The sequence below is a fragment of the Streptomyces sp. NPDC093085 genome (assembly GCF_040683935.1).
GTDB lineage: Bacteria > Actinomycetota > Actinomycetes > Streptomycetales > Streptomycetaceae > Streptomyces.
Genome location: NZ_JBFBFB010000004.1, coordinates 439,023 through 451,432, shown reverse-complemented (window position 1 = coordinate 451,432; position 12,410 = coordinate 439,023). Strand labels below are relative to the sequence as shown.

The 12,410-nt window shown below is 71.7% G+C and carries 8 protein-coding genes; 3 read left to right on the top strand and 5 right to left on the bottom strand.

The annotated features are described in order from the left end of the window. The first annotated feature begins 54 nt into the window (after positions 1–54). The gene (locus tag AB0O07_RS15680) at positions 55–2,298 is read left to right on the top strand and encodes a transglycosylase domain-containing protein (protein WP_365632520.1); all 2,244 of its coding nucleotides are present in this window, start codon (positions 55–57) and stop codon (positions 2,296–2,298) included. A gap of 134 nt (positions 2,299–2,432) precedes the next feature. On the opposite strand, the gene AB0O07_RS15675 is transcribed toward AB0O07_RS15680, so the two are convergent. The 5 genes from AB0O07_RS15675 to AB0O07_RS15655 form a co-directional block, all read right to left on the bottom strand. Continuing rightward, entirely contained in the window at positions 2,433–3,896 is a 1,464-nt protein-coding gene (locus AB0O07_RS15675) for a catalase (RefSeq protein WP_365632517.1), read from the bottom strand. Between the two features lie 215 nt (positions 3,897–4,111). Then, on the bottom strand, positions 4,112–6,022 hold the full coding sequence (locus AB0O07_RS15670; RefSeq protein WP_365632514.1) for an ATP-binding SpoIIE family protein phosphatase: 1,911 nt from the start codon (positions 6,020–6,022) through the stop codon (positions 4,112–4,114). Between the two features lie 852 nt (positions 6,023–6,874). Beyond that, the gene (locus AB0O07_RS15665; protein WP_365632511.1) at positions 6,875–7,540 is read right to left on the bottom strand and encodes a DUF402 domain-containing protein; all 666 of its coding nucleotides are present in this window, start codon (positions 7,538–7,540) and stop codon (positions 6,875–6,877) included. Positions 7,541–7,614: 74 nt separating this feature from the next. Further along, positions 7,615–9,012, bottom strand: coding sequence for a class II fumarate hydratase (locus AB0O07_RS15660; protein WP_365632508.1), 1,398 nt, complete (start codon positions 9,010–9,012; stop codon positions 7,615–7,617). A gap of 156 nt (positions 9,013–9,168) precedes the next feature. Then, positions 9,169–10,854, bottom strand: coding sequence for a fumarate hydratase (locus AB0O07_RS15655; protein ID WP_365632504.1), 1,686 nt, complete (start codon positions 10,852–10,854; stop codon positions 9,169–9,171). A gap of 192 nt (positions 10,855–11,046) precedes the next feature. Here AB0O07_RS15655 and AB0O07_RS15650 point away from each other — a divergent pair, with 192 nt between their 5' ends. After that, positions 11,047–11,760: a DUF1707 domain-containing protein gene (locus AB0O07_RS15650; RefSeq protein WP_365632501.1), complete on the top strand. Its 714-nt coding sequence runs from the start codon at positions 11,047–11,049 to the stop codon at positions 11,758–11,760. Between the two features lie 159 nt (positions 11,761–11,919). Beyond that, positions 11,920–12,291, top strand: coding sequence for a WhiB family transcriptional regulator (locus AB0O07_RS15645; protein ID WP_365632498.1), 372 nt, complete (start codon positions 11,920–11,922; stop codon positions 12,289–12,291). The last annotated feature ends 119 nt before the right edge of the window (positions 12,292–12,410 follow it).

The window sequence follows — 12,410 nt, the reverse complement described above, 5'->3', positions numbered from 1 at the left end:
AGAAGTACCGAAGGACTGCGGACGAGAGAGCCGAGAGAGCGGAGCGGGACGGCGATGGGCCGAGCGGACGAGAGACGAGCCCGGCAGCGCGACGCGCGCCGGGCGGACCGGAAGGGTGGCATGCGCCGGTTCTTCACCCCGAGGAAACTCCTCGGCACCTTCTTCGTCGTCTGCCTGCTCGGCATGGGCGGACTCTTCGTGCTCTATCTCACGGTGCCGGTGCCGAGCGCCAACGCGCAGGCCGAGATGCAGAGCAACGTCTACAAGTACAGCGACGGCACGATCCTGGCCCGCACCGGGCAGGTCAACCGCGAGATCGTCGGCCTGGAGAAGATCCCCAAGCAGGTCCAGCACACCTTCGTCGCCGCCGAGAACAAGTCCTTCTACAGCGACAACGGCATCGACCTCAAGGGCACCGCCCGCGGCCTCGTCAACACCCTCTCCGGCAAGGGCAAACAGGGCGGCTCGACCATCACCCAGCAGTACGTCAAGAACTACTACCTCAACCAGGACCAGACGGTCAGCCGCAAGCTCAGGGAACTGGTGATCGCCCTCAAGGTCGACCGGCAGAAGTCCAAGGACGAGATCCTCGCCGGGTACATCAACACCAGCTTCTACGGGCGCGACGCCTACGGGATCCAGGCCGCGGCCCAGGCGTACTACGGCGTCGACGCGTCCCGGCTGACGGTGGCGCAGGGCGCCTACCTCGCCGCGCTGCTCCAGGCCCCCAGCCAGTACAACTGGTCCGAGGCCACCCCCACCGGCAAGAAGCTGGTCACCCAGCGGTGGAACTACGTCCTCGACAACATGGTCGAACAGCACTGGCTGGACGCCTCCGAGCGGGCCGGGCTGAAGTTCCCCGTACCGAAGGCGCCGAAGGCCGCCCCCGGCATGGAGGGCCAGACCGGCTATCTCGTCGAGGCCGCGCAGGACGAACTGGCCCGCCAGGGCGTCGACAAGGCGGCCATCGCCCAGGGCGGCTGGACGATCACCCTCAACATCGACAGGAAGCGGCAGCAGGCCCTGACCAAGGCGGTCGACCGGGAGCTGGAGTCCAAGCTCGACCGGAAGGGGAACAAGACCGACGCGACCGTCCAGGCCGGCGCCACCTCCGTCGACCCGGAGACCGGCCATGTCGTCGCGCTCTACGGCGGCGTCGGCGCCACCGAGCACTGGATATCCAACGCCACCCGCTCCGACTACCAGCCGGCCTCGACCTTCAAGCCGGTCGTCCTCACCTCGGCCCTCCAGAACGGCGCGCAGACGCAGGACGGCCGGAAGATCGACACCGCCACGGTGTACGACGGCACCAGCAAGCGCCCCGTGGTCGGCAGCGACACCCCCTTCGCGCCGGAGAACGAGGACGACCAGGACTACGGCAAGATCGACGTCCAGACCGCGATGGACCAGTCCGTCAACTCCGTCTTCGCGCAGATGGTCGTCGACGTGGGCCCCGCCACCGTCAAGAAGACCGCGCTCTCCCTGGGCATGCGGGACAAGTCCTTCCCGGAGCGCCCCGCGATCACCCTCGGCACGATGAACGCCTCCACCTGGGACATGGCCGGTGTGTACGCGACCTTCGACCACCACGGCAGGAAGATCACCCCGGCCATCGTGAAATCCGCCGAACACCGGGACCGTACGGCCGAACTCGCCGACCCGGTCGGCGACCAGGTGGTGGACCGGGAGACCGCCGACACCGTCACCCACGTCCTCCAGAGCGTGGTCGACTCGGGCTCCGGCAAGGCCGCCGACACCACCAAGTACGACGCCGCGGGGAAGACCGGCACCTCGGAGAACAACAAGGCCGCCTGGTTCGCCGGATACACCCCGCAGCTCACCACCGTCGTCGCGCTCTTCGGCGAGGCCAAGGACGGCGGCCGGCAGGTCAGCCTCACCGGAACCGCCAACTCCGGCCGCGCCAACGGCGGCGGCTTCCCCGCCCGGATCTGGGCGGACTATACGCTCGGCGCGCTGAACGGCGGCTCCGACGCGAAGTTCGACCTGGAGTACCCGGAGCCGGCCACGCCCACCCCGACCGCCACCACGCCCACCCCGACGCCGACCCCCACCCCGACGCCGAGCGCCGAGCCCTCGGAGACGGCGTCCACCACTCCGGCGCCCGAGCCCTCCGACACGGTGAGCGAACCGGCCGAAACGCCCACGCCCACCCCGTCGTTCTCGACGCTGCCGGTCCCGAGCGAACCGGCGACCCCGACCGACGGGGGAGAGGCCGGGGACGGCACCGGGCCCGGCGAGGGCGGCAACCATACGAGACGGCCGCTGCTGGGCGGGTGACACCGGGGCGCCGGAGACTCCCCGAGAGCGGGGGAGACCCCGGCGCCCCGGGTGCGGCCCTCGGCACGGTCGCCGACGGCCCTCCGCCGCGCTCGGCCGCCTTTCCCCGGCCGCCTTTCCTCGGCCGTCTTTCCTCAGCCGCCGTTGGTCTGCCGCGCGATCCGGTCGCCCAGCTTCTTGTCGATGTTCCGCCAGTACTGGAACGCCCGCTCCAGCACCGGCCGCGAGACGCCCTGCGCCAGATGCCCGCTGACATTCCCCACCAGCCGGTCGCGCTGCGCGTCGTCCAGCACCTCCCGCACCAGGGTGCCCGGCTGCCCCCAGTCGTCGTCCTCGGAGTGGAGCTGGTACGCCTCGCGCACCATCTCCCCGGCCGAAGCCCACCCCGCCGGGTCCCCGAACCGGGCCGTGTCGGCCGCCGGGCCGCCGTACGAGTTGGGCGCGTAGGGACGGGCCGCGCGGGACGGCTCGTACCGCATCGGACCGTCCTTGGCGTACGAGTCGACCCGCGCGTGCGGCCGGTTCGGCGGGAGCTGGGCGTAGTTCGGGCCGATCCGGTAGCGGTGCGTGTCCGGGTACGAGAAGAGCCGCCCGAGCAGCATCTTGTCCGGGGAGGGGCCGATGCCGGGCACCAGGTTGGACGGCTCGAACGCGGCCTGCTCGACATGGACGAAGAAGTCGTCCGGGTTCCGGTCCAGCGTCATCCGGCCGACGTCGATCAGCGGATAGTCCCCGTGCGGCCACACCTTGGTGAGGTCGAACGGGTTGAACCGGTACCCCGCCGCGTCCTCGAACGGCATGACCTGGACCTTCAGGCTCCAGGTCGGCGCGTTCCCGGCGGCGATCGCCTCGTACAGGTCCCTGCGGTGGTGGTCGCCGTCCGAGCCGGCCATCTCGTCCGCGTCGGCCTGGGTGAGGAACTCGATGCCCTGGTCGGTCTTGAAGTGGTACTTCACCCAGAACCGCTCGCCGCCGCCGTTCACCCACATATAGGTGTGCGAGCTGTAGCCGTTCATATGACGGAACGAGGCGGGGATGCCCCGGTCGCCCATCAGCCAGGTGACCTGGTGCGCGGACTCCGGGGAGAGCGTCCAGAAGTCCCACTGCATGTCGTTGTCGCGCAGCCCGTTGTCCGGACGGCGCTTCTGGGAGCGGATGAAGTCCTGGAACTTGATCGGGTCCCGCACGAAGAAGACCGGCGTGTTGTTGCCGACCATGTCGTAATTGCCGTGCTCCGTGTAGAACTTCAGCGCGAAGCCGCGCGGGTCCCGCCAGGTGTCGGGGGAGCCCTGCTCACCGGCGACGGTGGAGAAACGGGCCAGCATCTCGGTGCGCCGGCCCGGCTGGAAGAGATCGGCCTTGGTGAACTGGCTGACGTCGTTCGTCACTTCGAAGAAGCCGTACGCCCCCGCTCCCTTGGCGTGCACCACCCGCTCGGGCACCCGCTCGCGGTTGAACTGGGCCATCTTCTCGATGAGGTAGTGGTCCTGGAGCAGGATGGGGCCGTCGGGACTGATGGTGAGCGAGTGCTCGTCGCTCTCGACCGGGATGCCGGCGTTGGTGGTCGTGTACGGCGTCTGGGGGGATGAGGCGGCCACGGGGAGTCCTCCCGTCGGGCGGGGGTGGGGTGTACGGGATCGCGGGGGCAGCGGGCCCTGGCTGGGCCCAGGACCGCCTGCCCCAGCTAAACCCGGACATAAGGGGGCGGCAACATAAGCGCGCCCGCCCCGGGCCCGGCCCCGTACCGCCTACGCCCAGGTCGGGCCCGGCCTCGTACCGCCTACGCCCGCCCCGGACCCCGGCCCCGTACCGCCTACGCCCGGGTCGGGATCTCGAACCAGACCACCTTGCCGGAGGAGAGCCGGGTCGCGCCCCACCGCCGGGCCAGCCGGTTGACCAGGAAGAGCCCCCGGCCGCCCTCGTCGGTGTCCCGGGCCCGCCGCTGGCGCGGGAGCTGCGGCGAATCGTCGCCCACCTCGCAGCGGAGCACGTCCGTACGGAGCAGCCGCAGCGTCACCGGGCGCTCCGCGTACCGCACCGCGTTCGTCACCACCTCGCTGATCAGCAGCTCGACGGCGTCACTGAGATCCGGCAGGTCCCAGCGCTCCAGCGCGCGCCGGGCGAGCCGCCTGGCCCGCCCCGGAGCGGCGTCCTCCGGATCCAGGAACCAGTACGCCACATCGCTCGGCGCGATCCCGTCGAAGCGGGCGGCCAGCAGCGCGATGTCGTCGTCCCGGTCGCCGGGCCCCAGTACATCGAGCACGTCGTCGCAGAGCGCCTCCAGCGGCGGCGCGTGATCCGGCCCGGTGAGCTGCGCGGTCGCCGCCAGCCTCTCCCTGAGCTGCTCGATCCCGGTCCATACGTCGCGCAGCCGGGACTCGACCAGACCGTCGGTGTAGAGCAGCAGCGTCGCCCCGGCGGGCGCGTCCAGCTCGACCGCCTCGAAGTCCACCCCGCCGACCCCGATCGGCGCCCCCGGCGGCACCCGCAGCACCTCGGCCCGGCCGCCCAGGTGGAGCAGTATCGGCGGCGGATGACCGGCGTTGGCGATGGTGATGCGGTGCGCGACCGGGTCGTACACCGCGTACAGGCAGGTCGCCATCCGGTCGGTGCCGAGCCGCTGCGCCTGCTCGTCGAGGTGGTGCAGCACCTCCTGGGGCGGCAGATCGAGCCCGGCCAGGGTCTGCGCCGTCGTCCTGAGCTGGCCCATGATCGCCGCCGAGGTCATGGAGTGGCCCATGACATCGCCCACGACCAGCGCCACCCGGCTGCCGGGGAGCGGGATCGCGTCGTACCAGTCGCCGCCGACCCGCGCGGTCTCGGCGGCCGGCAGATACCGCGAGGCCAGCCGTACCCCGGTGGGCTGCGGCAGGTTCTCCGGCAGCATCGTGCGCTGGAGCTCGTCCGCGATGTACGCCTCGCGCCCGTACAGCACCGCCTTGTCGATGCCGAGCGCGGTGTGCGTGGCGAGCTGCGCCGCGACCAGCAGATCGTTCGGCTCGAAGGCGGAGCGGTCCGGGCGGCGCAGGAAGACCGCCGCCCCGATCACCCGCCGCCGCCCGCGCAGCGGCGCGAGGATCGCCCGGTGCCCGGTCGGTACGGTGCGGTCGGCGCCCAGCAGTTCGGGGAGGGCGGCGCGGGCGGCGGCGGCGTCCCCGAAGACCGGGCGCACCCCGCGCAGCACCTCGGAGAGCGCGCCGCCGGAGAGCACCTCGCAGAGCTCGGCGGCCGGCATCGCGTCGGAGTGCGGGTCGAGGATCGGCAGCCTGCCGCCCTCGGTGAGCTGCGGCGGCAGCCCGACCGGCGCTGGGTTCTCCGGGTCCTCGTCGGTCAGCCGCAGCCGGTCGGTGCGGCGCAGCCGCAGCACGAACGGGGCCACCGGACGCTCGTCGCCGACGGGCAGCGGGTCCCGCAGATAGACGAGTATGGCGTCCGAGAAGGTGGGGACGCTCGCCCGGCAGAGCCCCAGCACGATCTCGTCCAGGTCGATGCCGCGGGCGATCCGCCGGGTGGCGGCGCCCACGAAACGGAGCCGGTCGCCCTCGCGCCGCGCGGTCCCCGCGGGGTCGCCCGCGGGTCCCGCCGGTGGCGGTACGGAGCCCGGGGGCGGTGGCACGGAGCCGGCGGAGCCCGGCGCCGCGGACTCCTGCCGCGGGCGCGTGCGTTCCTGCTGGCGGGCAACGAGGGGCTGCCGGCCTTCGTGGGAGGGGGGATGCTCCGTCACGCCTGGGATTCCGTCCGTCCGGGCCGGGGGTGCGATGCGCGCTTACCGACTGGGTGACAGCCCTGGCGCACGGCTCCACTCCCCTCGTTGAGTCACTGTCGTTGTGACGTGCGGTCGTAGCGGTCAACAGTGTTGCGTGTGTCCTGCGGTGACAGGGAGTCAGACTGCCTGCTGGAACAGCTCCGTTGGCTGGAGGCGACCGGATGCGGTGTTCCGGAGGACGATCCTACGTTTGCACCCTGGGGGCACATCAAGGATCTCACGAGGTCCTATGCGTCGGGGTGGATACTTGTACCCCAATCTTTCACCCCATCTGTCACGTCTTCCGCGGAGTCCGGAGCCGGACGGCGGGGGCCCGGACATGATCCGGAGGAGCGTCGCGCCGGTGAAGAGCGAAGCCCCGTAAGCGAATTGGCGCCAGGACCGGCGGCGCCGGCGCCGTTTCCGGCCGCTCTTCCGCGCTCGGGAACGCTCTCTGTCCGGTCCTTGTCCGGTCCTTGTCCGGATCTTTCGCGATGTTTCCCGAAACCGCCCGGCGGGGTATCCCTGCGAATCCCCGTTCGCCCCGCCCGGCCGGCGCGGGCGCGGGGCGGCACGGGGGGTGCCATGGAGGTACCGGGGGCATGGACGGCGCGCGACGAGCGCGCCGGGGGTGGTGGAGGCCGCGAGGGACGCCGGCCGGGACACCGCGCCGACCGGGGCGGGCCAGGGCTTACGGGGCCACCGGGCCGCACGGGGGCGCGTTACGGGGCCGCCGGGCTCACGGGGCCGCGTTACGGTGCCGTGGTTACGGTGACGCCGGGCTTACGGTGACGCCGGGCTTACGGAGCGGCCGGGCTCACGGGGCCGCCGTTACGGAGCCGCCGGGGCCGGGGTGCGGTCCCAGCCGTCCGGGAGCGCGGGCACCGGCCAGGCCGGGTCCGGGCGCCACCGCTCCCAGCCGTCCCGGAACGGGGCGCCCCACGCGCCGATCAGCTCGACCGCCGCCTGCCCGGCCGCCTCGATCCGTCGCGCCTGCTCCGGTGTGACCAGCCCGTCCTGCTGGGCCTGGGCGAACTCGTCCTCGTCCCGCCACCGCCAACTCCGGTCCGGGTAGACGTCGATGTCGAGGAAGTGGTCCTCGGAGTCGACGCCCCCGGCCCACCGGGTGCGGGGCTCCTCCAGGTTCACGTACCAGCTCTGGAAGCGCCACCCCGGCTCCCACCACAGCCAGACCGACCACGGGTCGCCGGGGCGGGCCAGCTTCAGCACACCCATCCCGTACCACCGGTCGCGTACCACCGTGCGCGGCGCCGTGTAGCGGGTGGCGAGCGGTTCGCGGTGGACCGGGGCGCCGTCCGCGCGGGCCGGCCGGACACACGGGGTGTCCGGCGCCAGCCAGACCGCGAGCAGCTCCTCGGTGTCCTGGACGACCGTGACGGGGCGGCAGATATGGACCCGGTCCCCGGCGTTCTCCCGGTACCGCCAGAGGATCTGGGCGCCTGGCGCCCAGTGTTCATTCGCCGCCGTCTCCGTCATGAACCGATCTTAGGCACGGCGCCAGGCCCGCGCGGGGCCGCCCGCGCCCCCTCCGCCCCGACGACCGCACAGGTTTACGGACGCGTCATGCGCAGGACATCGAGCGCCTCGTCCAACTGCTCCAGGGTGAGCTCCCCGCGCTCCACGTACCCCAGCGCCAGCACCGTCTCCCGGATCGTCGCGTGGTCCGCGAGGGACTTCTTCGCGACCTTCGCCGCGGCCTCGTACCCGAGGTACTTGTTGAGCGGGGTCACCACCGACGGCGACGACTCGGCGTAGGCGCGGGCCCGTTCGGGGTGGGCGGTGATGCCGTCGACGGTACGGTCCGCCAGCAGCCGGGTGACGTTGGTCAGCAGCCGTACGGACTCCAGGAGGTTCTTCGCGATCACCGGGAGCATCACGTTCAGCTCGAAGTTCCCGGCCGCGCCCGCCACGGCGATCGTCGCGTCCGCCCCGGTCACCTGCGCCGCGACCATCAGCACGGCCTCCGGGATCACCGGGTTGACCTTGCCGGGCATGATGGAGGAGCCGGGCTGGAGGTCCGGCAGCGCGATCTCGGCGAGGCCGGTGCGCGGGCCCGAGGCCATCCACCGCAGGTCGTTGGAGATCTTGGTGAGCGACACGGCGAGGGTACGGAGCTGCCCCGAGGTCTCCACGAGCCCGTCGCGGGCGCCCTGCGCCTCGAAGTGGTTCCGGGCCTCCGTCAGCGGCAGCCCGGTCGCCCGAGCGACCTCGGCGATGACGGCGGCGGAGAACCCGGGCGGGGTGTTGATGCCGGTGCCCACCGCCGTACCGCCCAGCGGGAGTTCGGCCAGGCGCGGCAGCGAGGCGGTCAGCCGCTCCACCGCGTACCGCACCTGCGCCGCGTAGCCGCCGAACTCCTGGCCGAGGGTGACGGGGGTGGCGTCCATGAGGTGCGTACGGCCCGCCTTCACCACGTCCGCGAACTCCGCCGCCTTCCGCTCCAGCGCGCCGGCCAGATGCTCCAGCGCGGGGATCAGCCCGCCGGTGACCGCGGCGGTCGCCGCGATGTGGATGCTCGACGGGAAGACGTCGTTGCTGCTCTGCGAGGCGTTGACGTCGTCATTGGGGTGGACGTCCCGGCCGAGGCGCTCGGTGGCGAGGGTGGCGAGCACCTCGTTCATGTTCATGTTCGAGGAGGTGCCGGAGCCGGTCTGGAAGACGTCGACCGGGAAGTGGTCGTCCCACTGCCCCGCCGCGACCTCGGCGGCGGCCTCCTGGACGGCCCGCGCGACCTCCCCGTCGATCACCCCCAGCTCCGCGTTGACCTTCGCGGCGGCGGCCTTGATCCGGGCCAGTGCCTCGATGTGGGCGCGCTCCAGACGCTGCCCGGAGACCGGGAAGTTCTCCACCGCGCGCTGGGTCTGGGCGCGCCACTTGGCGTGTGCGGGGACCCGTACCTCGCCCATCGAGTCGTGCTCGGTCCGGTAGGGGCTCTCGTCGGTCGTCATGGTCGTCGTACCTCCTGTGAGGGTGAGCGTCCGGCCGGACCGATGTGTTCCCGCCCCGCCCCGCGCCCTACCGGCGGGCGGGGGCGCGGGACGGACGTACGGGCGGGTTACGCGTACGGGCGGGGACGGCTCCAGGGGTACGGGAGGAGCCGTAGCTCAGGCGAGGCCAGGGCCCCGGACCGGGATGGTGGTGAAGGTGGGCGCGGGGGCCGGCTCCGTGAAGAAGTCGTTGCCCTTGTCGTCCACGACGACGAACGCGGGGAAGTCCTCCACCTCGATCCGCCAGACCGCCTCCATGCCCAGCTCCTCGTACTCGACGACCTCGACCTTCTTGATGCAGTCCTGGGCGAGCCGGGCCGCCGGGCCGCCGATCGAGCCGAGGTAGAAGCCGCCGTGCGCGGCGCACGCGTCGGTCACCTGCCGCGAGCGGTTCCCCTTGGCGAGCATGACCTTCGAGCCGCCGGCTGCCTGGAACTGGGCTACATAGCTGTCCATCCGGCCCGCCGTCGTCGGGCCGAAGGAACCGGATGCGTACCCCTCGGGCGTCTTGGCCGGGCCCGCGTAGTAGACCGGGTGGTCCTTCAGGTACTGCGGCATCTCCTCGCCCGCGTCCAGCCGCTCCTTGATCTTGGCGTGCGCGATGTCCCGGGCCACCACCAGCGGCCCGGTGAGCGAGAGGCGGGTCTTCACCGGGTACTTCGTCAGCTCGGCCAGGATCTCGTCCATCGGGCGGCGCAGATCGACCCGTACGACATCGTCGGCCGCCTCGCCCGCGCCCGTCTCGCTCAGGTGCTCGTCCGTGGTCTCCGGCAGGAAGCGCGCCGGGTCCTTCTCCAGCTCCTCAAGGAAGACGCCCTCCGCGGTGATCTTCGCGACGGCCTGGCGGTCGGCCGAGCAGGAGACGGCGATCGCGACCGGCAGCGAGGCGCCGTGCCGGGGCAGCCGCACCACCCGGACGTCATGGCAGAAGTACTTGCCGCCGAACTGGGCGCCGATCCCGATCCGCTGCGTCAGCTCGAAGACCTTCTGCTCCAGCTCCTTGTCCCGGAACCCGTGCCCGGTGGGGGAGCCCTCGGCGGGCAGCTCGTCCAGGTAGTGCGCCGAGGCGTACTTGGCGGTCTTGAGCGCGAACTCCGCGGAGGTGCCGCCGACCACGATCGCCAGGTGGTACGGCGGGCAGGCGGCGGTGCCGAGCGAACGGATCTTCTCCTCCAGGAACGTCATCATGGAGGCCTCGTTCAGCACCGCCTTCGTCTCCTGGTAGAGGAACGACTTGTTGGCGGAGCCGCCGCCCTTCGCCATGAAGAGGAACTTGTAGGCACCGCCGTCGGTCGCGTACAGCTCGATCTGCGCGGGCAGGTTCGACCCGGTGTTCTTCTCCTCCCACATGGTGAGCGGGGCCATCTGCGAATAGCGCAGATTCAGCTTCGTGTAGGCGTCGAAGATTCCGCGCGAAAGGGCTTCCTCGTCGCCGCCCTCGGTCAGCACCTGCTGTCCGCGCTTGCCCATCACGATCGCCGTTCCGGTGTCCTGGCACATGGGGAGGACGCCGGCCGCCGCGATATTCGCGTTCTTCAGCAGGTCGAGCGCGACGAACTTGTCGTTCGACGACGCCTCGGGGTCGTCCACGATCCTGCGGAGCTGTGCGAGATGGGCCGGGCGCAGGTAGTGCGAGATGTCGTGCATGGCCTCGGCGGCGAGGGTGCGCAGCGCCTCCGGAGCGACCTTGAGGAACGTACGCCCGTCCGCCTCGAAGGTGGTGACACCCTCGGCGGTCACCAGGCGGTACGGCGTGGTGTCCGCCCCCAGCGGGAGCAGATCGGAGTACGCAAATTCCGGCATGACGGCCATTCCTCACTCGACGGATCGCGGCGCGGCCCCCTTTGGCCGCCGCATCCACCAGCCTAGGACGCGCCACTGACAGCGGACCGGTGAGGTAAGGCTCAGTACTCCCGGCGCGGCCCCGGCGCTCCTCCGGCGTGGCATCGCCCCTGCCACTAGTCGCGATCTATCGCGTTTCGCTACCCTGGGGGCGTGGACCTCGAAAAGCAGCCTCAGCAGCCTCGGACACCGGCCGACAGGAGGCCCGTCGCGCCGGCGGAGCCTGCGAGCCTCCGCGCCTCCGACGCCGACCGGGACCGGATCGCCGACATCCTCAAGGAGGCGCTGGCGGAGGGCCGCCTGGACGCCGAGGAGCACGGCGAGCGGATCGACGCCGTCTACCGCGCCAAGACGGTCGGTGAACTGGAGCCGCTGGTACGGGATCTGCCCGCGCCCGGCACCGACGGCCACCCGGCGCGCCCCGCGCACGGTCCGGCGGGCGGGTACGGATACCAGGCCGAGGACCCGTCCACCCCGGCCGAGTCCATGATCGCGGTCTTCAGCAGTACGACACGGAAGGGGCGTTGGCGTATCGGCCCCCGGGTCAACGCTTTCGCGCTCTTCGGCAATATCGAGATCGATCTCACGGAGGCGCTCTTCGGACAGCGCACCACGGTGATCAACGCGACCTCCATTTTCGGCAATGTGGAGATCACCGTCCCGGAGAACATCACCCTGCGCGGCAACGGGACCGGCGTATTCGGCAATTTCGAGGTCAGTACGTTGGAGGCCCCGGAGCCGGACGCCCCCACGGTGGTGGTGAACGGGTACTCGGTCTTCGGGAATGTCGAGGCGGAGCCCCGGCGCGGCAAGTGGATCGCGAATCTCATCAGCGAGCGAATCCGCCGTAAGCACCTGGGGCACTAGTGCCCCTTTCGGCGGGACGGCGGAAGGACCGCCGGGGCCGCCGCCTCCGCACGGCGTTCGAACTCCGAACTGGGTGCCACTCAGTGCATAGGCGCGCGTACAGCGGGTAGGGAAAGCTGCATCGTCTCTCGCTCGCGAAGCCGTCGTCAGGAGTAGACCGTGCTGCAACAGCCGCATCAGCCCCTCCAGGTGGCCGCCCTTCCGACCCAGCGGAGTCCCGCCCGGGAGGATCAGGCCGGACCCTGGCATTCGGAGGCTGTGTGCCGCCGGGACGAGGCCGGCCTCTTCTTCGCCCCCTCCAAGGAGCCGACCGCCGCGAGGCTGGCGCGGGAGGAGGCCGCCAAGCGGCTCTGTGCCCGCTGTCCCGTGATGCTCGAATGCCAGGAGCACGCGCTGCTCCAGCCCGAGCCCTACGGGGTCTGGGGCGGGCTGACGGCCGCCGAGCGGCGCGTGGTGCTGGCGCGCCGGAGAAGGCACGAGCTGGAGGTGCGGAAGGCGGCGGCGGGCAACCGTATCGCGGCGGCCGGCTGAGGCGTACGCGCCCGGCGCGCCCGGCCCCGGTGCCGGCGTACGTCCGCTGTCGCGCCGTCCGGCCCGCCGGGAACACGCGGGTACGGACGGAGGGGCGGCCCGCCGCACGTGGGCCACCC